The sequence below is a fragment of the Pseudomonas sp. IzPS59 genome (genome assembly GCF_014863505.1).
Lineage (GTDB): Bacteria > Pseudomonadota > Gammaproteobacteria > Pseudomonadales > Pseudomonadaceae > Aquipseudomonas > Aquipseudomonas kribbensis.
Genome location: NZ_CP062251.1, coordinates 1352316 through 1375557, shown reverse-complemented (window position 1 = coordinate 1375557; position 23242 = coordinate 1352316). Strand labels below are relative to the sequence as shown.

At 59.8% G+C, this 23242-nt stretch carries 28 protein-coding genes; 3 read left to right on the top strand and 25 right to left on the bottom strand.

Features of this window, described 5'->3' with window-relative positions:
• Window positions 1-76: 76 nt before the first annotated feature.
• From IF189_RS06020 to IF189_RS05955, 14 genes are all read right to left on the bottom strand, one after another.
• Window positions 77-658: a phage tail assembly protein gene (locus IF189_RS06020; protein WP_192552977.1), complete on the bottom strand. Its 582-nt coding sequence runs from the start codon at window positions 656-658 to the stop codon at window positions 77-79.
• Between the two features lie 99 nt (window positions 659-757).
• The gene (locus IF189_RS06015; protein WP_192552976.1) at window positions 758-1264 is read right to left on the bottom strand and encodes a phage major tail tube protein; all 507 of its coding nucleotides are present in this window, start codon (window positions 1262-1264) and stop codon (window positions 758-760) included.
• Window positions 1264-2430: a phage tail protein gene (locus IF189_RS06010; RefSeq protein ID WP_134825664.1), complete on the bottom strand. Its 1167-nt coding sequence runs from the start codon at window positions 2428-2430 to the stop codon at window positions 1264-1266. The genes IF189_RS06015 and IF189_RS06010 overlap by 1 nt, the downstream gene beginning before the upstream one ends.
• A 2-nt stretch (window positions 2431-2432) precedes the next feature.
• The gene (locus tag IF189_RS06005) at window positions 2433-2618 is read right to left on the bottom strand and encodes a hypothetical protein (protein ID WP_039771239.1); all 186 of its coding nucleotides are present in this window, start codon (window positions 2616-2618) and stop codon (window positions 2433-2435) included.
• 99 nt (window positions 2619-2717) lie between these two features.
• Window positions 2718-3233 (bottom strand): DUF4376 domain-containing protein, encoded by a 516-nt coding sequence (locus IF189_RS06000; RefSeq protein ID WP_134825663.1) that lies wholly within the window; start codon window positions 3231-3233, stop codon window positions 2718-2720.
• A gap of 9 nt (window positions 3234-3242) precedes the next feature.
• Entirely contained in the window at window positions 3243-6629 is a 3387-nt protein-coding gene (locus IF189_RS28825; protein WP_225739948.1) for a phage tail protein, read from the bottom strand.
• Window positions 6630-7265 (bottom strand): phage tail protein I, encoded by a 636-nt coding sequence (locus tag IF189_RS05990; RefSeq protein ID WP_134825662.1) that lies wholly within the window; start codon window positions 7263-7265, stop codon window positions 6630-6632.
• Window positions 7262-8257, bottom strand: a complete 996-nt coding sequence (locus tag IF189_RS05985) for a baseplate J/gp47 family protein (protein WP_192552975.1) — start codon at window positions 8255-8257, stop codon at window positions 7262-7264. Before IF189_RS05985 ends, IF189_RS05990 begins: the two co-directional genes overlap by 4 nt.
• Window positions 8254-8586, bottom strand: coding sequence for a phage baseplate protein (locus IF189_RS05980; RefSeq protein WP_085712866.1), 333 nt, complete (start codon window positions 8584-8586; stop codon window positions 8254-8256). The genes IF189_RS05985 and IF189_RS05980 overlap by 4 nt, the downstream gene beginning before the upstream one ends.
• Before the next feature lie 14 nt (window positions 8587-8600).
• Window positions 8601-9209, bottom strand: coding sequence for a phage baseplate assembly protein V (locus IF189_RS05975; RefSeq protein ID WP_192552974.1), 609 nt, complete (start codon window positions 9207-9209; stop codon window positions 8601-8603).
• A 3-nt stretch (window positions 9210-9212) separates the two neighbouring features.
• Window positions 9213-9734, bottom strand: coding sequence for a hypothetical protein (locus IF189_RS05970; RefSeq protein ID WP_192552973.1), 522 nt, complete (start codon window positions 9732-9734; stop codon window positions 9213-9215).
• 72 nt (window positions 9735-9806) lie between these two features.
• Window positions 9807-10148, bottom strand: coding sequence for a phage holin family protein (locus IF189_RS05965; protein ID WP_134825658.1), 342 nt, complete (start codon window positions 10146-10148; stop codon window positions 9807-9809).
• Window positions 10149-10256: 108 nt separating this feature from the next.
• Window positions 10257-10835: a DUF642 domain-containing protein gene (locus tag IF189_RS05960; RefSeq protein ID WP_192552972.1), complete on the bottom strand. Its 579-nt coding sequence runs from the start codon at window positions 10833-10835 to the stop codon at window positions 10257-10259.
• Between the two features lie 4 nt (window positions 10836-10839).
• Complete coding sequence (locus IF189_RS05955; protein WP_240789119.1) at window positions 10840-10983, bottom strand: Com family DNA-binding transcriptional regulator; 144 nt, start codon at window positions 10981-10983, stop codon at window positions 10840-10842.
• Here IF189_RS05955 and IF189_RS28820 point away from each other — a divergent pair.
• Complete coding sequence (locus IF189_RS28820) at window positions 10927-11130, top strand: hypothetical protein (protein ID WP_225739987.1); 204 nt, start codon at window positions 10927-10929, stop codon at window positions 11128-11130. The two genes, IF189_RS05955 and IF189_RS28820, sit on opposite strands and share 57 nt — an antisense overlap.
• Before the next feature lie 46 nt (window positions 11131-11176).
• On the opposite strand, the gene IF189_RS05950 is transcribed toward IF189_RS28820, so the two are convergent.
• From IF189_RS05950 to IF189_RS05935, 4 genes are all read right to left on the bottom strand, one after another.
• Complete coding sequence (locus tag IF189_RS05950) at window positions 11177-11605, bottom strand: tail fiber assembly protein (RefSeq protein WP_167748726.1); 429 nt, start codon at window positions 11603-11605, stop codon at window positions 11177-11179.
• A 126-nt stretch (window positions 11606-11731) separates the two neighbouring features.
• Window positions 11732-12148 (bottom strand): tail fiber assembly protein, encoded by a 417-nt coding sequence (locus IF189_RS05945; RefSeq protein ID WP_134825655.1) that lies wholly within the window; start codon window positions 12146-12148, stop codon window positions 11732-11734.
• A gap of 178 nt (window positions 12149-12326) precedes the next feature.
• Window positions 12327-12515 (bottom strand): hypothetical protein, encoded by a 189-nt coding sequence (locus IF189_RS05940; protein WP_134825654.1) that lies wholly within the window; start codon window positions 12513-12515, stop codon window positions 12327-12329.
• Between the two features lie 149 nt (window positions 12516-12664).
• Window positions 12665-13399 carry a helix-turn-helix transcriptional regulator gene (locus IF189_RS05935; protein WP_085712860.1) on the bottom strand — a complete coding sequence of 245 codons (735 nt, stop codon included), beginning with the start codon at window positions 13397-13399 and terminating at the stop codon, window positions 12665-12667.
• A gap of 210 nt (window positions 13400-13609) precedes the next feature.
• On the opposite strand from IF189_RS05935, the gene mutS reads away from it, so the two are divergent.
• Both mutS and fdxA read left to right on the top strand, forming a co-directional pair.
• Window positions 13610-16192, top strand: coding sequence for a DNA mismatch repair protein MutS (gene mutS, locus IF189_RS05930; RefSeq protein WP_134825653.1), 2583 nt, complete (start codon window positions 13610-13612; stop codon window positions 16190-16192).
• A 163-nt stretch (window positions 16193-16355) separates the two neighbouring features.
• Window positions 16356-16679: a ferredoxin FdxA gene (fdxA, locus tag IF189_RS05925; RefSeq protein ID WP_007908827.1), complete on the top strand. Its 324-nt coding sequence runs from the start codon at window positions 16356-16358 to the stop codon at window positions 16677-16679.
• Between the two features lie 512 nt (window positions 16680-17191).
• On the opposite strand, the gene rpoS is transcribed toward fdxA, so the two are convergent.
• From rpoS to fghA, 7 genes are all read right to left on the bottom strand, one after another.
• A complete protein-coding gene (gene rpoS, locus IF189_RS05920) occupies window positions 17192-18199 on the bottom strand; it encodes an RNA polymerase sigma factor RpoS (protein WP_007954831.1) in 1008 nt (335 codons plus the stop codon).
• A gap of 106 nt (window positions 18200-18305) precedes the next feature.
• Window positions 18306-19187 (bottom strand): peptidoglycan DD-metalloendopeptidase family protein, encoded by an 882-nt coding sequence (locus IF189_RS05915; protein WP_134825652.1) that lies wholly within the window; start codon window positions 19185-19187, stop codon window positions 18306-18308.
• 211 nt (window positions 19188-19398) lie between these two features.
• Window positions 19399-20034: a protein-L-isoaspartate(D-aspartate) O-methyltransferase gene (locus tag IF189_RS05910; protein WP_169432601.1), complete on the bottom strand. Its 636-nt coding sequence runs from the start codon at window positions 20032-20034 to the stop codon at window positions 19399-19401.
• 41 nt (window positions 20035-20075) lie between these two features.
• Window positions 20076-20825 (bottom strand): 5'/3'-nucleotidase SurE, encoded by a 750-nt coding sequence (surE, locus tag IF189_RS05905; RefSeq protein ID WP_134825651.1) that lies wholly within the window; start codon window positions 20823-20825, stop codon window positions 20076-20078.
• A complete protein-coding gene (truD, locus tag IF189_RS05900) occupies window positions 20813-21871 on the bottom strand; it encodes a tRNA pseudouridine(13) synthase TruD (RefSeq protein WP_134825650.1) in 1059 nt (352 codons plus the stop codon). The genes surE and truD overlap by 13 nt, the downstream gene beginning before the upstream one ends.
• A complete protein-coding gene (ispF, locus tag IF189_RS05895; protein WP_007954821.1) occupies window positions 21868-22341 on the bottom strand; it encodes a 2-C-methyl-D-erythritol 2,4-cyclodiphosphate synthase in 474 nt (157 codons plus the stop codon). The genes truD and ispF overlap by 4 nt, the downstream gene beginning before the upstream one ends.
• A 43-nt stretch (window positions 22342-22384) precedes the next feature.
• Complete coding sequence (gene fghA / locus IF189_RS05890; RefSeq protein WP_192552971.1) at window positions 22385-23230, bottom strand: S-formylglutathione hydrolase; 846 nt, start codon at window positions 23228-23230, stop codon at window positions 22385-22387.
• Between the last annotated feature and the right edge of the window lie 12 nt (window positions 23231-23242).

The following is a 23242-nucleotide window of genomic DNA, read 5'->3' as shown; positions in this document are numbered from 1 at the left end:
CGCAACGCCTTTTCGGCGTCCCACTCCAGAATTTCCGCCTCACTTACCGGGTAAATGAGCGGCACGATATCGAGGATTACTTCGATGTCGCGTTCTGAAAGAAGGCCGCCGGCTGGTTTAAAAAATCGTCGATGCGCACCTGCAATTGCGTCCAGTCCGGGACGCTCATCAGGGCCAGATCGGGGATCATCAGGCCGGTGCAATGGGCGGTGATGAACTCGGCGCGTTCCTTGGCCGTTTTCAGTTTCTTCATCACTTTGGTGGCCCGCAGCGCCGGCATTTCCAGGTTCAGCGAGGTCACGGTGCGGCCGGTGACGGCGAGTGGTTGCAGCAGCTGCACCTGGTCGGGATCGTCGGACTTTTCCGCGTCTTCGACCTCGTCGAGAAAGTACGACGCCGGACGGGTCGACATCTCGTGTACGTACTGCGCGATGGTCACGTAGTCCGGGCGCTTGAGCTGGTCGAGTTCCTTGACCGACAAGCCGGTGGCCAGCAGCGCCAGTTCGAAGAACTGATCGTCTTCGTCGTCGCCGGCGCGCTCCAGCGCTTCTTTCTGGGCGGCGTAGAACAGGGTCTTGAGCTGGATCGATTCGATCTGCGAGCCGTCGTCGCCGGTGATCGGCGAGAGCAGGTCATGCTTGGGTGGCATCCACGACATGAATGAATTCCTTGGTGATTCTTGAGGGGTGTTGCAGTCCCTTGTGGAAGCGGCGCACCGCCGCTCCCACAGGGTTTTGTGATTGCCTTTAGCCGAGGCTTACGGCATCAGCACCGCACGACGGGCATCACCGAGGATGTCGACGCCGCTGAGCACGAACTTCTGGGTACGCACGTCGATGTCGATCACCGGAATGCCGTTTTCCAGGCGGTTGTAGGTGCGGCAGGAGAACTCAAGCGTCGTCAGGGCTTTGCTACCCATCTTGATTGCTTCTTCACTCAGGGTTTTGAGCTTGCCGCCAATGGTGTGATAGGTGAACCAGGTGTTGCCGTCCTGATCCTGACCGGCCTCACGCACGTTCAGCAGAATGTCGTCGCCCAGTTTCACGCCCATCGCCAGCAGCACTTCAGCGCCGGTGCCTTGCAGCTTGAGCGTGGCGTTCAGCGGCTTGGCGCTCTTGGCCATTTCTTCGACGATGAAGCGCCCGCCCGTCATGCTTTCCATATCGAAATCGATTTTCGGCGGAGTGAATTCCTCCACGGTCGCCGACAGCGGCAGGCCTTGCAGGGTGGCCGCGATGGCCTGTCTTACGCGGTTGGTAAACATTAGAGAACGTCCTCCAGGAACTGCTCGATGATTTCATCGCGGGCGTTGAGTTGATAAACCATGTGTTCGTTCGGCGCGTAGCGGCCGTAGTCGATGACCACGTACCAGGTGCCGTTCTTGTACTTCTCGACGCTGTTGAGTTCCGGGTGCAGATAAACGCTGCCACCGGGAATGGTTTCGTCGGCGACCAGGGTCTGCAGCCAGTCGTTGATGCGTTTGACTTCCTGATCCATGAACGACTTGGTCAGGTTCTTGGCCATGGCTTTCTGGCCGGCCTTCACCAGCTTGCGGCTGATGGCGTCCTCCAGACCGACGTAGCTGATGAACTTGCCGGTGATCGAGCGGTTACCCAGCAGCGAGAAGCCGCCCAGCACGGTGCGGGCGTAGTAGCTGACGCCGTAGCGGTTGAGCAGATCGCCTTCGGTGGAGGTGTCGAGGATGTTGTACTCAACGACCCGGGACACGTCTTCGGCGTAGGTCACCTGGTTGCCCGGGCTTTCCCATTGCTTGACCTTGGCCAGCGCGGCGATTGCCAGACTGGATGGCGCGAGGAAGACGTTTTTCTTCGCCGCTTTCGAGTACACGGCGGGCATGTTGTGCACCACCAGGCAACGGTCGAAACCGAGGTCGGCGCCGCCCAGTTCCTGGCTGTAGGTCACCTGGTCGGCGACCGAGGCGTCCTTGCCGTCCAGCACCACGCGGGCCTTGATGCGCTTGCCGAACGAGGCGAACTCGCTGGCCACCGCCTTGGTGCCGGTGAAGCCCGGCGCGCCGATGATGGTCAGGTCTTCCGGGACGCTGCCCAGTGCGGCCAGACCGAGCTTGCGGCCGGTGGCTGGCTCAATGCCGCCGATCACTGCGTTGACGGTGTCGGCCGGGGTCGCGCCCGCTTCGACAATCACCACGTACACCGGCACCTTGACCACTTTGAGGATCTGGTAAACGGCGTGGTACAGGGTGCCCTCTTCCGCACCGGTCGGATCGAGCAGTGCGTGGGTGGTGAAGCTGTTGATGCGAAACGGTGCGTTGCGCGGAATCAGCGGATCGGCTTTCGGCGCAGTACCGACCAGACCGATGACGTTGTCACCCAGGCCACCCATGGCCTCGGGGGATTCGGTGGCATTGACGGTAATGCCGTTGTGCTCGAAGTTCAGAACCTCAGCCATATTCAGTCAGCCTTCTTGGCAGCGGCCTTCACGGCCTTGGTGGTAGGTGTTTTCAGCTCCAGTCGACCGGCGCTGTGCAGGGCACTGGCCTCGACATCGAGCAGATCGAGTTCCTGGCCGACGCTCGACCAGTGCCCACCGCCGGTGGGGAATGGAACGAGCACGGTGTAGGTTTGGCGGGTTGCCATTTTTCGTTTCTCCATAAACGGGAAAGCCCCTCGTGGGGAGGGCTTGGCGGGTGTTGAGTGTTTTTTGGGGGAAAGAAAACGCCCCGGGATGCGGGGCGTTTATTTGAGATTTGCGGTATCGGGCGACAATGAATCCGGCCAGCCTTCGGCAAGCATTTCGTCGCGGTATTCGCCGGTCTCGATTGCGCGTAACAACGTCAGTTCGCGGTCAAAGCAAGCCTGTACGTGCGCCCGCACGGCTTTCGCAATTTCGATGATTTGCGCAGCGCCAATCTCGACGAACCCCTTCGCCGTTTTGAAATTGCAGCGGTATTCGGGATCGAGAATGGCTGAAAGCCCGGTGCTTGCGATCAGCGCCTGGCTGTCGCGGGTTGTCTCGATCAGCAGTTCGCCGACCGACACGCCAGAGGCTTCCCGGCGGAATCGCTCGGCAGCGATGACGTCTTCTTTTGAGACCGGGGTATTTCCGGTTTTTGAAGCGATGTAGGCCAGATAGCGCTCATCGTCATCCGTAACGACGCCCTGGTTTGGCCAATACACCTCATCTTGCGGCTCTGCAAAAACCGCCGTCACGGCAAGCTGGTGCTCGTCCGTAAATTGGACATAGATGCTCATGGGTTACCCTTAAAATTTGTATGCCGTGATGTTGATGCTAAAGGTTGCGATACCCGCAGACGCCGACAGGGTGTGATACAGCGTCTGAGGACTCGTCAGCGGCAGAAGCGGAAAAGGACTTTGAGGGCCACCGTTTGCAGCGCCAGAGGGATTGCAAGCGAACTGTACGTTGCCCACACCATTTTCGCCGCCCAAGGCTGCATAGGTATTGACACCAGCCGAGGCGTTGGAAAGCCCAATGAAGCCTTGACACTGCTTTGCATTCATCGGAACAGCGGAAGCCACCGAGAACGGCGTATAGCTGGACCTGCCGCCCTGTGTCGACAACGCTTCCTTGCTATTACCGAAGAACATTCGGTTTTCCTGATAACCATTCGGAAATTGGCCGCTGGCGTTCGTTGGCCACACCCCGATCAGCGCCGAGTAGGTGTAACCCGCTGGTGGAGCCGATCCACCGTACATAACAGGCGCCACAGCCGACGTGCAGTTCCACGCCATCACGCCCTGAGCCTCCGTGTCAGGGTTATAGAACGCATAAAGCGCCACGTAGCCATTGACTGGTGCAGATCCGACATCCATGGCACCAAGGCCTTTGGTTGCCGAAGCCAGATCGATCAACTGGCTGAAGTTTCGCAGCGTACGAGTCTTGCCGTTGGAATTGCCGACAACCACCCCGGCTACCTTGATCGCTCCGGAGGACGACGCGACCGTGATCTGCATCTTGTCACCCCGCAGACTTCCTACAATCGGACCATTGCTGGAGGTTGTTTGAACAGCCGCTGCAAGTGCAGCGATATCGATGCTTCCCTGATTGACAGGCGCGTTCCAGGCTTTGATGCACCACATCACCGCCAGGTTGCGCGGGCGGGTGCCAACCAAATGGCCTTCGGTAAACAGCGCCGCCTGATTCAGCGAAACAGGGGAAGTGAGTTCGCCAGAAGATAAAAATGCGGCAGGATAGTCGGCTGCAAAGGCAACGTCGCCTCCGAGTACCGGGTGAGACTTCCCGCTACTGTCTGGATTGAGTTTCCACGATGAGGCGGCGGCCTGGATAGCCTGCGCTGTCGAGGTCACCGCATCGTGTGCAACCAACGTCGCTTTTTGCCAGCTACCGATTGTCCGGCCAGCGTCAACACCGCGACCATGATCCCAACCTCGCAAGAATTCGCCGCGTGATTCCGGCAAGCGGAAATTCCCGGCACCTTCATCACCCTTGTTGAACGTTGTACCGAGATAAGCCGCCAGATCCGGATAGACCGCAATGCTCTGCACACTGCCATCCAGTTCCAGATAACCGGCAGGAACGATACCCGTTGGAAACGACAGAACAGCACCTACCGGAACAGACGATTTCAGTTGCGAGACTTCCTTCGCCAGTGCAGCTACATCGATGCTTCCCTGATTGATCGGCGCGTTCCAGGCCTTGATGCACCACATGACGGCGAGGTTGCGGGGGCGGGTTTCCGTGCCTCCCCGGTTACCCGTCGTAGCAATCTGTTGCCCTTCACCCGAGTAGGATTGAGGTCCCCCCGAAGCGGCTGCGTGATATGCCTGAACCGTTGGAAACTCATTAGTCATGAAGCCCGGACGATTATTTGCCGGCGGATGATTGTGCGCCTTGAAATCGTCAGCCTGATACGTGCCAAAATTTCGCCCGCTATCCACACCACGACCATGATCCCAGCCACGCAGGAACTCACCACGCGATTCCGGCAACCGAAAGTTACCAACTCCTTCATCGCCCTTGTTGAATGTTGTTCCCAGGTAAGTCGCCAGATCCGGATAAGTCGCAGTGCTCTGCACGCTGCCATCCAGCTCAAGAAAACCGGGCGGCACGATCCCTGTCGGGAATGCCATGACAGCGCCCACCGGAACGGCAGATCCCAACCGGGAAACTTCCTTGACCAGTGCCGCTACGTCGATGTTTCCCTGATTGACCGGGGCGTTCCAGGCTTTGATGCACCACATGACGGCGATGTTGCGGGGACGGGTTTCTGTAGCGGCGCCGAAATTATAGGTTCTTACACGACCGATACTCAGGTCAGGATTGTCACCTTCCGTGCGCAAAACCCAATCAGCGGCCGTATCTTTCAATACAACGGTTGGCGTCTCTCCATTCGGATCAGCGACCTGCCCGCCTCCCGAGCCAGTCGGAAGGAAATGGTAGTGAGCCTTGAGGCTGTCTGACTGAAAACTGCCAGATGCACGCCCGGCATCCACCCCCCGCCCATGATCCCAACCGCGCAAAAACTCCCCACGCGCTTCCGGCAAACGGAAGTTACCAACGCCCTCATCCCCCTTGTTGAACTTGCCGCCCAGATAGGCGCTCAAGTCCGGGTAAGTCGCGCTGCTCCTGACGCTGTTGTCCAGCTCCAGAAAACCCGGCGGCGGTGTATCGACAGGGAACGCCACAATCGATCCCACCGGCAACGCCGAGGCCTTGGCAATCAGCGCTTCGACTTCAGCCTTGGTGTAGGAGTCCTTGATGCCGAAACCGGCCAGCGTGTCGGGATTCGAGCCGGCCGTCGCGCGGCCGTATTCGTCGACGCTCAGACTTTTGTAGGTGCCGGCAGCAATCCCGGTGCGCCCGGCCAGCATCTTGAATGTCAGCGCAGTGGTGCCGAGCGTGATCGGTGCGTTGGTGGTCAGGTGCCACAACGAATCGCCGTTGAGCGTGCCCTCTTCCACCATCACCGTCAGGCCCGGTGTGACCTTGGCGCTGACGTTGGCATCGTTGGCCCGAGTCCAGTCACCGTTGGCGACGATCCACAGACCGTTGTCCTTGGCCAGAGTCTGATTCGGCAGCAACACGCGGTCGCCGGCAATCACCGCCACACCGTCGATCTGCTGCGCACCGTTCAGCACCACGTTGGCGGTGGCGGCGACGCGCACCGATTGTTTGCCATCGAGTTTGCCAAGTTCTTCGGCGAGGTAACTCATGACCCAGGCGCGGGTGGCCTTGACCACAGTGTCATCGATCAGCAGCGTCACCAGCGAGGCATTGCTGGTCTCGAAAATCGAGCGGATGTAGAACTCTTTGCCCGAGCCGGACGTAGCCAGAACCGGCTTGAACGACTCCGGGTATTTGACGATAGCGTAGAGAATGCCGGTGTCGGTCCACAGCCCGGCTTCCCGCACGTACCAGCCGCCGACGTCCGGCGGAATGGTCACTTCGGCGAGCAGCCAGCTCGGATTTTTCTCGTCCTGGAACAGCGCATTGAGCGGTCCGCGCCAGACTTCGCGTTTCAGCGCGGTGGCTGTTGCGGCCGGGTTGTAGACCGCGCCACCGCCATCGCCGACAGAAATCTGCGTCAGCTTGATCGGCACGCCCGCTGCCTTGCAGGCGGTTTCGTAGGCAATCCCTGCGTTGGTGAGCAGGGTGTAATAGTCAGCCATTCAGGCCCCCTGAGGATAAATAGTGGATGTTTCGACGGTGTAGAGACCGGCCGCCATGAAGGCTTCACCGGAGGTTTCAAGGCCTTCGAGGAACACCGGATAAACCGTGGTCAATTCCCCGCAGAAAGTCGCGGCTCCGATCACATGAGAGCCAAAGGCGCTGAGGCCGACCGACACCGACAGCACGTCCCGTTCGCTCTTGGCATCGGCCAGGCGTCGGTCGAGACGGGCGTCGATTTCTTCGCTGTAGGGTTGTTCGGTGAAGGCCCGCACGGAAAAGTTGTATGGCACGCCCGGCGGTGTCTGTTCGTACCAGGCGCGGATTTCCGGCCTCAGTTGCAACCCCTTGGCGGCGTTTTCCAGTGCCTTGCGGGTGCCGGCCTGGCGCGCAGTGGGCCAGGCCAGTTCGACAGTCAGGCGCTTTTCCGCCTCCGGTGCGTCGGTGCTCCATTCGGCCACGCCGCGATCCGCTGCGAGATACGGCAGGAACGCGACCGGTGTTTCGCTCGGGTTCATCAATTCGGGAAACGGCGGCACGATGCGGTCAAGCAAGGTGCCGAAGCCGATATCGAGCGCCCGTTCCAGTGCCGAGCTGTTGGCCGGCAGCAGGGTCGGACGCGCTGTCTGGTCCGTCATAGCGTCTGCACCTCGACCTCGACCGCCGTGCAGTACGGCGCTTGAAACGCGGTGCACACGATGGGTGTCAGCGGTTCAAGAATCTGCAACTGAACGGCGCCGGCGCTGTGCAGCGTGTAGTCGATCCAGCTCGGGTCGACCCGGCCTTCCAGACGATGGCAACTGTCGGCGTAGGCTTGCAGATGCTGCTCGGCGGCGACTTTGGTCAGGCCCGAATCCGGGCCGGAATTGATCTTCGCCACCACGCGGATCTTGTAGCGCTGAATCTCGGCGCCCTTGACCGTGACCTTGTCGGTTTCCGGGCAGACATCGGGCCGGGCGAAGTGTTGGCGCACGCCGTCGAGCAGTGCGGCGGACGGTGTGCCGTCGGCGTCGCGGGACAGCACAGTCACCTGCACTTCACCGGGTGCGGTGCGGCGGCCATTGCCATCCTTGACCTGTGCGGCGAGACCATCCGGGGCGAAGGTGTAGGTGACGTCGACGACGCCGGCATCGGTGGATTCGACTTTCACCGCCGGCCGTTCACCGAGGGTGAAGACTTCGCGGCGATACTGCATTCGCGAACCCGCCGCCGGGGCATGGGGCGCCAGGTAGTAGCGCAACCGGGCGTCATCGTCGCTTTCGTAAATCGCCGGCACCGGCGGGAATGCCGCCGGGTCGCCCGGGTCGAGCAGCTGTCGCTCCAGGCCCATGTCAGCCAGCCGCGCATCAAGGTTGCTGCCGGTCGCCCACCACGCCAGCATCTGCTTGATGCGGGCGTTGTATTTGCGTTCGTGGGTTTGCAGACGAACGCAGAAAGCCTCAAGGGCCATGGTCAGCAGTTCACTCTCGTTTTCCAGGCTGGTCTTGAGTTTTGCAGCACTCTGCGGCGAGCGGGATCCGACGTATTCCAGGACGAAAGTCTTGAACTCGGCGAGCAGATCCTCGAAGGCCTCGACCTTGATCAGTGAAGGTTCGGCCAGTTGGTTCTGACCAGGGATCAACATGCTCATGTCACGACCTCGAAAGTCTGTTGGCGGTTTTTCCAGGTGCCGGCGAAACGCAGCAGCAGGCCGGCGCCCTGTCGGGTGGCGACGATCACGCCGGGCTGGAAATCGCCGATGCCGTTCTGCGGGTTGTAGAACGCCTGCGCGGCGTGGCTCTGGGCCAGAAGCAGAACGTCATCGCCGAGGTTTTGCCCCAGCAGCGTGGGGATCAACGAACCATACAGGGGCCTTTTTTGCCGGGTGCCCAGCGGCGTGGTCAGGGCTCGTGTCGCGCGCTGCACGAATTGCAGCCAGTCGTCGACCGTGGCCCCGGTGTCTCTATCGATTCCGATCATGGGAGGCTCTTGATTCAGGGGCTGATGACGCGACCCTGGTGATCCACCAACGGGCCGCTGAAGTGCACGCCCGAGGCGTCGATGGTCAGGCCGGTGGCGCCCAGTTGCAGGTTGATCGCTTGCGGCGTCATCGCCAGCCGCGCCGGGCCGATGCTCAGTTCAAGCGCTTCGCGAGAGCCGCTGAATGCGGCCGGGCCGTTTTGCCAGTGCAGGGTGTGCGTGGCGTCGTCGTAGCCGCTTTCGCTGCCATCGACATGCACCCGTCGCGTCAGCGTGGGAATGGTTGCAACGGGTGGAAAGCGGTCACTGTTCAAGCCAAACAACGCCACGCTTTGTGCGCCACTCTCTCCGCTGCCGTAGTTGAGCAGCAGACACTGTTCACCCACGCTGGGAATCCGCGACTCGCTCTGCGCGCCGGCGCTCGGGTTGAAGAACTTGATGGCCGGGGTGAGCAATCCTCCGTGACTGACCTTGCAGGTATTGCTCGCCGCATCGACTTCCTGACAAATGCCGATGCGGCAAAAGCTTTCGGCGCGTCGGTGCAGGTCTTCGATCTCTGCTTCCATCTCGGCCAGGCGCTCAATGATCGGGCCCAGTTGCATACGCAGTAACGCGTCGAACATCGGTCAGGCCTCCAGCGAGGTGTATTGATCTGGGTCGTCGATGTCGCTGACTTCCGAGGTACGGGCGAATTTCGGTGTGCCGAGCGGGTCGTCGAGCAAGGTCGGACCGAGGTAGAGGGTCTGGTTGAATGTCAGGGTCCACGCCTTGTTGGGCTGATCGGCGCGAATCGCCAGCGACGGCAAGCCATCGAGGTTCATCGGCAGATCGCACTGATCGCCGGGCAGGCCCCAGCGGTTGTCGGTGATCAGGTTTTTCAGGGCGGCGATCAAGTCACACGCGGCAAACGCCGTGGAGGAAAGCGCCGGAATGACCTGCAGCGACAGCGTCAGCACATGGGCAATTCGCCCGTTGGCAGCGCGCGCTCCTGGTGCATTGCGTTCGATGTCGATCAACACCCAGGCCTTGTCGCCGGGTGCCGTGAAGTCATCGTGATTGCCGACCTGCACGTTCAGGTCGGCGTTGTTGCGCAAGGCTGTCGCCATCGCCGTGAACAGCTGCGAAGGCTGCCGGATCGTTGCGGGCATGCATGACCTCCTTTTCGATTGTCCACGCAAAATCCCGCCGCACAGCGTGCAGCGAGGCTAGAAAGGGATGGGTTACTGTGGATCGCGCGGTGGCGGAACTTCGCAGACGCCAATGCGCTTGGCGGCCCAGCGTTCATACAGACCGATGGCCACGTCGGCGCCGGCCATGGCGGTCAGGCAACCGAATGCCCCGGCAGCCCAGATCGACATGCCGGCGGCGTACAGCAGCATGATTGCCGACACTCCGCAGATCATGCAGGCGCCGGAGCGCAGGGCCAGCCGTCGAAGCAGCGGCCAGCCGCGGGCGCCGTCCTTGTCGGCGCGCCACATTTCGCCGGAGACCCCGCCCGCCACGGCGAGCAGGATGACCAGCCAGATCGGCATGTCCGCCAACGCTTGTTGCTCGGTTGTCATGTCACGCCTCCTGAAAGCGTTGATGAAATAAAGGGGCGTGTGAAAGACAGCACCGAAGCGGTGCTGTCTTTCACACGGGTAGTAACCGCAGCTACTCTGCGCAGGGCGTTACAGGCGCTCAACAATGACGTTGTCGATAAAGGCATAGTTGGCGTATGGGTTCTGCTCGTTGGAAAACGCCAGAGTTGTCTGCGTGGTTATCGCGGTGAACTCGTAAGTGACGGTGCTCCACTCGACCGCGACGCCTTTGGCTGTCGGTGTGTTGAACGTAGCGGTTTGCCCGGCCACTTTCACCTGAATGACACCGTCTCCCGAGCGGCTGGCGTAACGCGAGTTACCCGCGCTGAAGGTCAATCGGTATCGGGCGCCCGGGGTAGTGGCGAAATTCTGCTGAATCCCGCCACCGTTGCCGTAAACATAGTTGGCGAGATCAACGATCATTACGCCATCTGCTGCCACAGAGCCGCCGATGGCATTGGGCATGTTGAAGTATTCGGCACCGGACAGGAACGTCGTCCAGCCCGTAATGGCATTGGTTTTTGCCGGGGTGTCCAGAATGCAGCCACCACCGCATGTCGATTGTTCAAAACTGCCGTTTACCAGAAGGTTGGCGGCAATTGCGCTGCCGCCATTGCCCAGCAGCGCTACCGCGAGAAACGGAGCAACGTATTTCTTCAGAATGTTCATGTCTTTACCTATGAGGAGATTGATCAGGTTGTGCTGACAACGCAGCACGCATGTCGCTCACAGGCGATCGCTCGGGGCTCGTGGCCTTCACATGATTCAATGTTCCGCAGCGGGAACATTTGATCTGGAGTTCGGTGTACTCACCCACTCGGGCGAGCAGTCTTTTGCAATGGCCGCAGCGGCAGTCTTTCAACATCTGCAAATCCTTTTGATTCTCCGCCTGACTGTGTTTATGCCGTGGCGCTTCGTTGAAGCGGCGCGCATCCGGCAGGCATTCCAAAAAGCCCGGCACTGAGGCCGGGCTTTTCAGTAATACAAACCAGAACAATCGGATCGTCGAATCAAACCAGCGAAAAAGGCTCTGTCGGCCAGATCATGGTGAACGGGTAACCCGGCTGACTCCTGTATTCGCACACGGCGACTACGTATTGCTTGAATGCCAGTAATGCCGCTTCTTCCTCTGGCGTTGCGATCCCCAGATCCTTCTTGTAATCCAGCGGATTGAACGTCAGCCAGCCTTTGGCAGTTGATAGCTTCTCAGTCGCGAGGAACTTGACTTCACTGGCCACCTCTTCATAGGTGGGTGCATGCAACTCCCATTGATTGTTGACCAATCTGGCATTCCACCCCACCGCAACTTCCGCGTTTCCAGTGGCATCCACCCATTCCCCCCACAATCCGTCAGGAAGACTGACCGGCTTTCCTTCGTCGGTATCAAGCACCCGATAAACCTTGAAATTGGGCATCGTGATGAAGACGTATCGATTCATGCTTATCATCCTTTTTGATTGCCGGTTCCCGGCATTTCTGTTCCCGCCAGACCGGCAATCAGAAAGCCCGGCAGTGCGCCGGGCCATTGAGTCATGCGGTCTGCGTGCAGCGGCATGAAACGGTGTTTATGGAACTTCAGGCCAAGTGATTGTCAGCGGGTAGCCTGGCTGTTTGTTGACGTTGCTCATATCGATGAAAAACTGCTTGTAGGCCTGCAACCCCGCGATGTCGGCTGGAGTCGCCAGACCCAGTTCAACCTTTTGTTCCAGCGCGGTAGCCAGCAGAGTGGCGTTGACTCGATCAAACCGGCGCGATCGCTCGGCGCGCAGTTGATTGGACAACTGCGATGGCTGGCCCCACATGTCGCTGTCGGTGAAGGTCCAGACGCCGTTGGTTTTCACTGCGTTCCAGGAATAATCGATCTTGGGCAATGCAGTGACATCCACCCAGACCTGAGTCGCCGGGAAATCGTCAGTGATCGGATTGTTGGTTTCGAAAATGTTGTCGACCTTGCCATCCACAACACGTACGTACTTCTTCATGGTCATCATCCTTTTTGATTGCCGGCATTCCGGCCTTTCTCTTTCTGCCCAGACAGGCATTCCAAAAAGCCCGGCAAAACGCCGGGCTTTTCAGTAATGCACTCCTTTGCCTTCCTTCCATCCCTGTGTACGTGAAGGAAGCTGACTTTTCGGCGCTACTGGCGCGGTACGAGTCCGTTCAAATTGTTTTTCCGACCGCGGTCCCTGCCCGCCGGATAACTGCTTCTGGTGCTTTACGCTGCACACCCGGGTCAGTTGCCAACCCTCTGAACCGTTGAGGCCGGTTCATCGCTGCCTGTTCTTGTGGAACTAAAGAGCTGTTGTTGCCAGCCGCTTTGTCGAGCGGCTTGGTGGCAAGAATATGCATGTATGCATATCCAGTCAATGCGTAAATGCATTTATTTATGCACGAAAAATGCGCGGATGCATGAAAGCCCCGCCAATCAAGGGTTGTCCGGTTTTCTACAGGCGAAAAAAAAACCCGCCGTGGGCGGGTTTTATCTGAGAGAGGGATCGTTACCGGGCGTACATGCCCCACCAGAAGACGTGACCGAGGATGACGATCTGCTCTTCCTGCATGTCCTGGAAGCTGTAGTCCTCGTCCGGATGCTCGTCGCGATTGAAGCTGCGCAGGCGGATACCGGTGGGCAGGCGATAGAGCTGTTTCACCCGCAACTGACCGTTGTGGTTGATCGCGTAAAGGTCGCCATCGATGATGTCGCCGATCCCGCACTTGCCCGCGTTCACACCGACGGTGGCGCCGTCACGCAGCACTGGCAACATGCTGTTGCCCCGTACGGTCACGCATTTGGCCTGGTCGAACTGCACGCCGTTATGGCGCAGGCTGCGCTTGCCGAAGCGCAGGCTAGAGCGTTCGCTCTCTTCGATGACGAATCTTCCTGATCCAGCAGCCAATTCAACCTCGCGAAGGAAGGGCACCGACACCTCGTCGTCATCGACGGGCGTGTCATCGTCCCACAGGCTTATGTCCTTGAGTTCGGAATGCAACTCCTCGCGCCCGCCGCCCGCGACCGGCGCAACATCCGCGCGCCCGCGCAACTGATCGGTACTCACGGCGAAGTACTCGGCGATCTTCGAGATGTGTTTATCCGAAGGATCGACGATCTTCCCGCTGAGAATCCGCGAGAGAGTGGATTGAGGCACGCCGGTGCGACGGTGGAGCTCCGTGGGGGAGATCCCGTGCTGATCGAGCAGTGCTCTTAAGACGGAGGATACGTTGCGTTTTTGCATAACGCGCATAGTGCTTGAAGTTTTTCGGGAAGACAAATGCTGATTTGCATAAATCGTGCATAGTCGACCTTTTTGCGCCATATAGATGTCACCGGGCCGCGATGCCTGCGTCCGACAGACTGCCCATGGTAACCTTGCGCCCATCGCGGAAAAGCCCGGCGACTGCCCCGCTTTTGCCCCACATCTTCCAACGAGTTACCTGACAATCCGATGAATAAAGCCGTCTCCGACCTGTCCTCCCACACCCCGATGATGCAGCAGTACTGGCGCCTGAAGAATCAGCACCCGGACCAGCTGATGTTCTACCGCATGGGCGACTTCTACGAGATCTTCTACGAAGACGCGAAGAAGGCAGCCAAGTTGCTGGACATCACCCTGACCGCTCGCGGGCAGTCGGCGGGGCAGGCGATTCCGATGTGCGGGATTCCGTATCACGCGGCGGAAGGCTATCTGGCGAAACTGGTCAAGCTCGGCGAGTCGGTCGTGATCTGCGAACAGGTCGGCGATCCGGCCACCAGCAAGGGCCCGGTGGAGCGTCAGGTGGTGCGGATCATCACCCCGGGCACAGTCAGCGATGAGGCATTGCTGGATGAGCGTCGCGACAACCTGATTGCGGCGGTACTGGGTGATGAGCGTCTGTTCGGTCTGGCGGTGCTGGATATCACCAGCGGCAACTTCACCGTGCTGGAGATCAAGGGCTGGGAAAACCTGTTGGCGGAGCTGGAGCGGGTCAACCCGGTCGAGCTGCTGATCCCGGATGACTGGCCAAAGGACCTGCCGGCGGAAAAACGCCGTGGCGTTCGTCGCCGTGCGCCGTGGGATTTCGAGCGTGACTCGGCACTGAAAAGTCTTTGCCAGCAGTTTTCCACTCAGGACCTCAAAGGCTTCGGCTGCGAAACCCTGACCCTGGCCATCGGCGCTGCCGGTTGTCTGCTGGCGTACGCCAAGGAAACCCAGCGCACGGCCCTGCCCCATCTGCGCAGCCTGCGTCACGAGCGGCTGGACGATACCGTGGTGCTGGACGGCGCCAGCCGCCGCAACCTGGAACTCGACACCAACCTGGCCGGCGGCCGCGACAACACCCTGCAATCGGTGGTCGACCGTTGCCAGACCGCCATGGGCAGCCGCTTGCTGACCCGCTGGCTGAACCGCCCGCTGCGCGATCTGACTGTGCTGCTGGCTCGCCAGAGTTCGATCACTTGCCTGCTCGATCGCTATCGCTTTGAAAGCCTGCAACCGCAGCTCAAGGAAATCGGCGACATCGAGCGGATTCTGGCGCGAATCGGTCTGCGCAATGCCCGTCCTCGGGACCTCGCCCGCCTGCGTGACGCACTCGGCGCCCTGCCTGCACTGCAAGTGGCGATGACCGACCTGGAAGCGCCGCATCTGCAACGTCTGGCGACCACCACCAGCACTTATCCGGAACTGGCGGCGCTGCTGGAAAAAGCCATTATCGACAACCCGCCGGCAGTGATCCGTGACGGTGGCGTACTGAAAACCGGCTACGACAGCGAGCTCGACGAGCTGCAATCGCTGAGCGAAAACGCCGGTCAGTTCCTGATCGACCTGGAAGCCCGGGAAAAGGCCCGTACCGGCCTGGCCAACCTGAAAGTCGGCTACAACCGTATCCACGGCTACTTCATCGAATTGCCGAGCAAGCAGGCCGAATCGGCACCGGCAGACTACATCCGTCGGCAGACCCTCAAGGGTGCCGAGCGCTTCATCACGCCTGAACTGAAAGAATTCGAAGACAAGGCACTGTCGGCCAAGAGCCGTGCCCTGGCTCGCGAGAAGATGCTTTACGAAGCGCTGCTGGAAGACCTGATCAGCCAGTTGCCGCCACTGCAGGACACTGCTGGCGCCCTGGCCGAGCTGGACGTGCTGAGCAACCTCGCCGAGCGTGCTCTGAATCTCGATCTGAATTGCCCGACCTTCGTCAGCGAACCGTGCATGCGCATTACCCAGGGTCGTCACCCGGTGGTCGAGCAAGTGCTGACCACGCCGTTCGTGGCCAACGATCTGAGCCTGGACGACAACACTCGGATGCTGGTGATTACCGGTCCGAACATGGGCGGTAAATCCACCTATATGCGCCAGACTGCATTGATCGTGCTGCTGGCTCACATCGGTAGCTTCGTGCCGGCGGCCAGCTGCGAACTGTCGCTGGTGGACCGGATTTTCACCCGGATCGGCTCCAGCGATGACCTGGCCGGCGGGCGCTCGACCTTCATGGTGGAAATGAGCGAAACCGCCAACATCCTGCACAACGCCACCGAGCGCAGCCTGGTGTTGATGGACGAAGTCGGTCGTGGCACCAGCACTTTCGACGGTCTGTCGCTGGCATGGGCAGCGGCTGAGCGACTTGCACATTTGCGTGCCTATACTCTATTTGCAACGCACTATTTCGAACTGACCGTGTTGCCGGAAGCCGAGCCTCTGGTGGCCAACGTGCACCTCAACGCCACCGAGCACAACGAACGCATCGTGTTCCTGCACCATGTGTTGCCGGGGCCGGCCAGCCAGAGCTATGGCCTGGCGGTGGCGCAACTGGCCGGTGTACCGAGCGATGTCATCGTGCGCGCACGCGAGCATCTGAGCCGACTGGAAGACACCGCACTGCCCCATGAGGCGCCGAAGCCTGCCGTCAAAGGCAAACCGGCCACGCCGCAGCAAAGCGACATGTTCGCCAGCCTGCCGCACCCGGTACTGGATGAACTGGCCAAGCTGGATCTCGATGACGTGACGCCGCGTCGGGCACTCGAAATGTTATATGCACTTAAGAACCGGATCTAAGCACCGAAGAACCGGATATAACGCAAACGGCTTCAAGCTGTTAGAATCTCGCGCGGTTCGGGATGCTGCTGGCTATTAGCCTGGCTGGCAGACATCGCTCCCGAACCTGGCGACCCCAACCGTGAAGGGGCAACGCTGCCGCCGCCTGAGGAGAAAATTAGAAATGACCTTCGTCGTCACCGACAACTGCATCAAGTGCAAGTACACCGACTGCGTAGAAGTCTGTCCGGTGGACTGCTTTTACGAAGGCCCGAACTTCCTGGTGATTCACCCGGATGAGTGCATCGACTGCGCCCTGTGCGAACCGGAATGCCCGGCCGTCGCCATTTTCTCCGAGGACGAAGTTCCGGAAGAAATGCAGGAGTTCATTCAACTGAACGTTGAGCTGGCCGAAATCTGGCCGAACATCACCGAGAAGAAAGAATCGCTGCCGGACGCCGAAGAGTGGGATGGCGTCAAGGGCAAGATCAAAGACCTCGAACGCTGATCTGTCCCGCGTTTGAAGAAAAGGCCCCTTGCGGGCCTTTTTGTTTTTCCGGTTTTTGCATTTCTGCGAGCAAAAAAAAGGGGCGGTTTGACCCGCCCACATTTTTTCCCTATTCCCTGTGTTCCTTTTCATCGTCCTGATGAATCGCGTCCTGCGATGTCCATTCCCTTCCTCCTTGAAGGGCGTGTCTATCCGTCGACACAACCCAGATACTAAAGAGTTCCCCGGTCCGGGCAACCGGTCCGTTCCGGTAAAACCTCGTGTCATAAGCATTTAATATTTATAAATATTCATATAAATCAAAAGCTTATCAATGACCTCATAACCCAATGGATGTCTTCCGCAGTGTAAAAATAACGAACACTTACGAAAGAGTAAGCCAGGGCTTACACCGCGAGACTACAAACCCGGGAAATGACGACCGGTCGTCAGGTTCCATGCAGCCCGCCAGAGCCGGACAACAAAAAGCCCCGAACCAGTCGGGGCTTTTTGCGGGCGATCATGCAGGACGCTTACTGAAACAGCGACTCGCTCGACAGGCCGTTTTTCTCGAGAATCTCACGCAGGCGCTTGAGGCCTTCCACCTGGATCTGTCTCACCCGTTCCCGGGTCAGGCCGATCTCCAGGCCTACATCTTCCAGCGTGCTGCTCTCGTGACCGCGCAGGCCGAAGCGGCGGACCACCACTTCGCGTTGCTTGTCGGTCAGCTCCGAGAGCCATTGATCGATGCTCTGCGACAGATCGTCGTCCTGCAGCAGTTCGCATGGATCGGTCGGACGGTCATCCGTGAGGGTATCCAGCAGGGTTTTATCCGAATCCGGACCCAGCGAGACGTCGACCGAAGAAACCCGCTCGTTCAGGCCCAGCATGCGCTTGACCTCGCCCACCGGTTTTTCCAGCAGGTTGGCGATTTCTTCGGGTGAAGGTTCGTGATCGAGTTTTTGCGTCAGCTCCCGTGCAGCCCGCAGGTACACGTTGAGCTCCTTGACCACATGGATCGGCAGCCGGATGGTCCGGGTCTGATTCATGATCGCGCGCTCGATGGTCTGACGGATCCACCAGGTCGCGTAGGTCGAGAAGCGGAAGCCGCGCTCGGGATCGAACTTTTCCACCGCGCGGATCAGCCCGAGGTTGCCCTCTTCGATCAGATCCAGCAGCGACAGCCCCCGATTGACGTAACGCCGGGCGATTTTGACCACCAGCCGCAGGTTACTTTCAATCATGCGCTTGCGCCCGGCGGGGTCGCCACTTTGCGACAGACGCGCAAAATGAACTTCTTCCTCCGGGGAGAGCAATGGGGAAAAGCCGATTTCGTTGAGGTACAGCTGCGTGGCATCGAGTGCCCGAGTGTAGTCGATGTACTTGTGTTGCTTAAGTGAAGCGGAGTGTTTGGATTTGGCACGAACGGAAGGTGGAGCAGCCCCTTCATCATTCGACATCGAATCCGAATCGATGCCGGTCTCCATCAGGAGAACCTCATCGTCGATGTCAAACTCCGGCACTTCTTTACTGAGAGCCATTGTTATAGTCCTTTGGTGAGTTCGACCCCAAGCTCAAGCGACGCCTTTATCCTTGGCAACGCTGGAGCCTGTCCCCTCTACGCGACGGAACAGGCTGGTCTGCAAATCAACGTCTTGGCAGGAACTGCAGCGGATCTACAGGTTTACCTTGTCGGCGAATCTCAAAATGCAGTTTCACCCGGTCTGTACCCGTTGACCCCATTTCGGCAATTGTCTGTCCGACTTTGACCTGCTGCCCCTCCCGTACCAACAGCCGACGGTTGTGTCCGTAAGCACTGACGTAGGTTTCGCTGTGTTTGATGATGACCAATTCGCCGTAGCCCCTTAAGCCACTCCCGGCGTAAACCACCGTCCCATCAGACGCAGCTAAAACAGGCTGTCCCAAATCTCCGGCGATATCAATTCCTTTATTCAAACTACCGTTTGAAGAGAATTTACCAATCAGAATGCCATTAGATGGCCATCCCCAGCCGGTCGGGGCCGGGCCCGGTGGAGGCAATGGAGCCGGTGCCGGCTTGTTGGCGACGGACGGTACAACCGTCGTCGAAGCGGCCCCGGAACCGGTGGTTGTGGTGGTCGTCGTGCCATTCGCCTGGCGCCGGATTATCGTGGTTTTACTCGACGAGGACGGCGCAGAACTGCTGTTGCTCACCACCGCTGTCGACGTTGAACCCGGGCGTCCATCGAAGCGAATCGTCTGACCCGGGTGGATCGTGTACGGCGTAGGAATATTGTTCCGGGCAGCGAGGGCTTTGTAGTCCCAGCCGTAGCGAAACGCGATGGAAAACATCGTGTCACCCGGACGGACTACATACTGTCCGGTCGTCACTGTAGGACGTTGGGCGACCGCATTGTTGCGATCGACGACCCGAACGTTGTTCGATTTGGTGCTGGAGCAACCGACCAGCAAGGTGCTCAAGACAAGGCCAGTCACCAGGCGCTGAAAGCTCGTGTTACCCATACGCTGCGCAATGACTGTGAGACTCACCCGCCGCTCCCTTTGTGGTGGCTGAAAAATGTGGAATGCCGATTTCGGCGTGTAGCTTCGCAAGTATAACGGGCGAATCCGGCTTTACCTTTAATGAAGCGTTATCGCTCGGCGCACACGTTTGCTCATGAACGATGAATTCCGTTTAAACAATCGGTGCCGCTGTAAGACAGGTGCACTCGCAAGGAATTCAGCGCCGAAAAACAAATGCTCAGGCCAGCGGCCCGTTGAGCAATGGCACGAAACGCACCGCCCCGAGAACGTGTCGGGAGAAGCCGTTTTCTTCGCGCACGATCAACATCAATTGCTGAACTTCGCCTGAGCCGACCGGGATGACCATCCGCCCGCCCGGTGCCAGCTGATCGAGCAGCGCCTGGGGAACATCGGTCGCCACGGCCGTGACGATGATGCCGTTGTAAGGCGCCAGCGCCGGCCAGCCTTCCCAGCCATCACCCCAGCGGAACACCACGTTGCGCAGGTTGAGCTCGACCAGGCGTTCCTTGGCCCGGTCCTGCAGCACCTTGATCCGCTCGACGGAAAACACCCGCTCGACCAGTTGCGACAACACTGCGGTCTGATAACCGGAACCGGTGCCGATCTCCAGCACCTTGTCCAGCGGCCCCGCCTCGAGCAACAACTCGCTCATGCGCGCGACCATATAAGGCTGGGAGATGGTCTGGTTGTGGCCGATCGGCAGCGCGGTGTCTTCATAGGCCCGGTGCGCCAGCGCTTCGTCGACGAAGAGATGACGCGGCGTGCGGCGGATCACTTCCAGCACGTTCGCGTTGGACAGCCCTTCTTCATACAGACGCTGAATCAGGCGTTCACGGGTGCGCTGGGAGGTCATCCCGATGCCGCTGCGCAACCGGTCGTCTTGTTCACGAGCCATCAGTTGAGCCCCTCCAGCCAGCCGTCGAGATTTCTGAAGGCATCATTGAAGGTGCGATCGAGCTGCAACGGAGTGATGGAAACGTAGCCCTGCATCACCGCATGGAAATCGGTGCCCGGCCCGCCGTCCTCTGCATCGCCGGCAGCGGCGATCCAGTAACCGGCCTTGCCACGGGGATCGACCACTTTCATCGGCGCTGCCGCACGGGCGCGATGCCCCAGGCGCGTCAGCTGAATGCCGCGAATGTGATCAAGCGGCAAATTGGGAATGTTCACATTCAGTACCGTACGCGGTGGCAGATCGAGCCCGGCGTGGGCTTCGACCAGTTTGCGCGCAAAGTAGGCGGCGGTGGGCAGATTGTCCACCTGCCGGGAAGCCAGCGAGAAGGCAAACGATGGGCGTTCGAGAAAGCGGCCTTCAAGGGCCGCCGCCACTGTCCCGGAATACAACACGTCGTCGCCCAGGTTGGCGCCGAGGTTGATGCCCGAAACCACCATGTCCGGTTCGCGCTCCAGCAAACCGTTGAGCCCCAGGTGCACGCAGTCGGTCGGCGTGCCATTGAGACTGATGAAACCGTTGGCCAGGTATTGCGGGTGCAGCGGACGATCCAGTGTCAGCGAACTGCTGGCACCGCTCTTGTCCTGTTCCGGGGCGATAACCACGCATTCGGTGTAATCCGCCAGCGCAGCATAAAGCGCGGCAAGACCGGGCGCAGTAACCCCATCGTCGTTAGAAATCAGAATACGCATGGGCTGTCCGTCTGCCCCACCGGCACCAGATCAACGAGTTCGCGCACCAATACGGTGGCGAAGCATCCGGCCGGGAGGACGAATTCCAGTTGCAGAATGTCAGGCTCGGGATAATGCCACGTCAACCCGCCAATGGGCAGCCGCAGGATACGACGTTCGTGGCTCATACCGGCATTAATCAACCAATCGCGCAGATCCGCCTCGCGTGCGGCGATTGCCTGCTCCAGATCATGGACAGCGCCGGCGGCCGGTGAGTCACCTTCACCCCACTGCGGCCCGGTCGGATGCAGATCGAGAATCGCCAGGCGCGGGTCGCTGCACTCGGCAACACCTGCCGGGAAAAAGCTGCGGCTGTCGGTGAACGCCAGCAGATCGCCGACCTGGGCGCGTTGCCAGGTGCCATCGGCAACACGTGCCGCCAGCACCTGGTTGAACAGAAAACTGCGTGCGGTCGACAGCAGGCGTGAACGTACATTGCGCTGCTCCGGCAGAGCCTTGCGCGCCGCCCATGAACGGGCATCGACGACGTTGCCACCGTCATGACCGAAACGCTGGGCGCCGAAGTAGTTCGGGATGCCTTGTTTGGCAATCTGTTGCAGGCGCTCGTCGATGGCGGCTTTGTCGCCATTGAACTGGGTCAGGCGCAAGGTGAAACCGTTGGCCGAATGCGCGCCGCGTTGCAGCTTGCGCTTGTGGCGGGTGGTCTTGAGGATTTTCAGCGTATCGTTTTCCGCTGCCGACAGATCCGGATCGGCCTTGCCCGGCAGCTGCACACTGAACCACTGGCGCGTCAGCGCCTGACGGTCTTTCAGGCCGGCATAGCTGACCGTGCGCAATGGCACACCGGCCGCCTTGGCGATGCGGCGCGCCGCTTCTTCGGTGTTCAGACCGCGCTTTTCCACCCAGATCCACAGGTGCTCACCGTCACCGCTGAATGGAATGTCGAGGACTTCATCGACCTGGAAGTCTTCGGCGATGGCTTTCAGTACCGCGGTGCCGAGCGCGTCGCCATAGGCCCGCGGGCCGAGCAGTTGCAGTTCGTTCATGCGCGCAGCAACAAGGCAACGGAATGCACGGCGATGCCTTCTTCGCGACCGACGAAGCCGAGCTTCTCGGTGGTGGTGGCTTTCACGTTCACTTGATCCAGTTCTACTTGCAGATCCGCGGCAATCAGCGCGCGCATCGATTCGATATGGGGGGCCATTTTCGGAGCCTGGGCAACGATGGTGTTGTCGACGTTGCCGACTTTCCAGCCTTTGGCGTGAATCAGGCTGACCACATGACGCAACAGCACACGGCTGTCGGCGCCCTTGAATTGCGGGTCGGTGTCCGGGAAATGCTTGCCGATATCACCCAGCGCCGCCGCGCCGAGCAAGGCATCGCTCAAGGCATGCAGCAGGACGTCACCGTCGGAGTGAGCGAGCAGCCCGAAGCCGTGTGCGATTCGCACGCCGCCCAGAGTAATGAAATCGCCTTCAGCGAAACGGTGCACATCATAGCCGTGGCCAATACGCATAAAAAAACGCCCCGAATTTTGTCAGGGCGTGATTCTACCTGCATTAGCCCTTTAGAGCGCGTGCGTGATGCTGCAAGTGGTCGTCAATGAAGCTGGCGATGAAGAAATAGCTGTGGTCGTAGCCCGGTTGCAGCCGCAACGTCAGCGGATGACCCGCCTGTTTTGCCGCTTGTTGCAGGGCTTCGGGTTTGAGCTGGGTGGCAAGGAAATCGTCGCGGTCACCCTGATCGACCAGCAATGGCAGTTTCTCGTCGGCCTCGGCGATCAGCGCACAGGCGTCCCACTCGCGCCATTTCGAACGGTCTTCGCCCAGATAACGGGAGAACGCCTTCTGCCCCCACGGGCAATCCACCGGATTGTTGATCGGCGAAAACGCCGACACCGACTGGTAACGCCCCGGATTGCGCAACGCACAGACCAGAGCACCGTGACCGCCCATGGAGTGGCCGCTGATGCTGCGCTTGTCCGACGCCGGGAAATGCGCTTCAACCAGTGAAGGCAATTCCTGCACGACGTAGTCATGCATCCGATAGTGCCGCGACCATGGCTCCTGCGTGGCATTCAGATAAAACCCGGCACCGAGGCCGAAATCCCACGCGCCATCAGGGTCACCCGGTACATCGGCGCCACGGGGACTGGTGTCCGGCGCCACGATGATCAACCCCAGTTCCGCCGCCATACGCATGGCGCCGGCCTTCTGCATGAAGTTCTCGTCCGTGCAGGTCAGGCCCGACAGCCAGTACAGCACCGGCAGCTTGCCGCCCTGTTCTGCCTGCGGCGGCAGATACACGGCGAACACCATGTCGCAGCCCAGCACTTCGGAGCGATGGCGATAGCGCTTGTGCCAGCCGCCGAAACTCTTCTGACAGGAGATGTTTTCCAGACTCATGTAGGACTCCTA

Bases quoted from the DNA above. Each gene is read 5' to 3' on its own strand.
- IF189_RS06000 (WP_134825663.1), bottom strand. From the start codon at position 3,233: ATGAGCATCTATGTCCAATTTACGGACGAGCACCAGCTTGCCGTGACG.
- IF189_RS06020 (WP_192552977.1), bottom strand. From the start codon at position 658: ATGTCGTGGATGCCACCCAAGCATGACCTGCTCTCGCCGATCACCGGC.
- IF189_RS05910 (WP_169432601.1), bottom strand. From the start codon at position 20,034: ATGACCTCCCAGCGCACCCGTGAACGCCTGATTCAGCGTCTGTATGAA.
- fdxA (WP_007908827.1), top strand. From the start codon at position 16,356: ATGACCTTCGTCGTCACCGACAACTGCATCAAGTGCAAGTACACCGAC.
- fghA (WP_192552971.1), bottom strand. From the start codon at position 23,230: ATGAGTCTGGAAAACATCTCCTGTCAGAAGAGTTTCGGCGGCTGGCAC.
- mutS (WP_134825653.1), top strand. From the start codon at position 13,610: ATGAATAAAGCCGTCTCCGACCTGTCCTCCCACACCCCGATGATGCAG.
- IF189_RS28820 (WP_225739987.1), top strand. From the start codon at position 10,927: ATGATTCAATGTTCCGCAGCGGGAACATTTGATCTGGAGTTCGGTGTA.
- IF189_RS05975 (WP_192552974.1), bottom strand. From the start codon at position 9,209: ATGTTCGACGCGTTACTGCGTATGCAACTGGGCCCGATCATTGAGCGC.
- ispF (WP_007954821.1), bottom strand. From the start codon at position 22,341: ATGCGTATTGGCCACGGCTATGATGTGCACCGTTTCGCTGAAGGCGAT.
- IF189_RS05965 (WP_134825658.1), bottom strand. From the start codon at position 10,148: ATGACAACCGAGCAACAAGCGTTGGCGGACATGCCGATCTGGCTGGTC.
- truD (WP_134825650.1), bottom strand. From the start codon at position 21,871: ATGAACGAACTGCAACTGCTCGGCCCGCGGGCCTATGGCGACGCGCTC.
- IF189_RS05960 (WP_192552972.1), bottom strand. From the start codon at position 10,835: ATGAACATTCTGAAGAAATACGTTGCTCCGTTTCTCGCGGTAGCGCTG.
- surE (WP_134825651.1), bottom strand. From the start codon at position 20,825: ATGCGTATTCTGATTTCTAACGACGATGGGGTTACTGCGCCCGGTCTT.
- IF189_RS05990 (WP_134825662.1), bottom strand. From the start codon at position 7,265: ATGACGGACCAGACAGCGCGTCCGACCCTGCTGCCGGCCAACAGCTCG.
- rpoS (WP_007954831.1), bottom strand. From the start codon at position 18,199: ATGGCTCTCAGTAAAGAAGTGCCGGAGTTTGACATCGACGATGAGGTT.
- IF189_RS05935 (WP_085712860.1), bottom strand. From the start codon at position 13,399: ATGCAAAAACGCAACGTATCCTCCGTCTTAAGAGCACTGCTCGATCAG.
- IF189_RS06005 (WP_039771239.1), bottom strand. From the start codon at position 2,618: ATGGCAACCCGCCAAACCTACACCGTGCTCGTTCCATTCCCCACCGGC.
- IF189_RS28825 (WP_225739948.1), bottom strand. From the start codon at position 6,629: ATGGCTGACTATTACACCCTGCTCACCAACGCAGGGATTGCCTACGAA.
- IF189_RS06015 (WP_192552976.1), bottom strand. From the start codon at position 1,264: ATGTTTACCAACCGCGTAAGACAGGCCATCGCGGCCACCCTGCAAGGC.
- IF189_RS05945 (WP_134825655.1), bottom strand. From the start codon at position 12,148: ATGAAGAAGTACGTACGTGTTGTGGATGGCAAGGTCGACAACATTTTC.
- IF189_RS05940 (WP_134825654.1), bottom strand. From the start codon at position 12,515: ATGCATATTCTTGCCACCAAGCCGCTCGACAAAGCGGCTGGCAACAAC.
- IF189_RS06010 (WP_134825664.1), bottom strand. From the start codon at position 2,430: ATGGCTGAGGTTCTGAACTTCGAGCACAACGGCATTACCGTCAATGCC.
- IF189_RS05970 (WP_192552973.1), bottom strand. From the start codon at position 9,734: ATGCCCGCAACGATCCGGCAGCCTTCGCAGCTGTTCACGGCGATGGCG.
- IF189_RS05950 (WP_167748726.1), bottom strand. From the start codon at position 11,605: ATGAATCGATACGTCTTCATCACGATGCCCAATTTCAAGGTTTATCGG.
- IF189_RS05980 (WP_085712866.1), bottom strand. From the start codon at position 8,586: ATGATCGGAATCGATAGAGACACCGGGGCCACGGTCGACGACTGGCTG.
- IF189_RS05985 (WP_192552975.1), bottom strand. From the start codon at position 8,257: ATGAGCATGTTGATCCCTGGTCAGAACCAACTGGCCGAACCTTCACTG.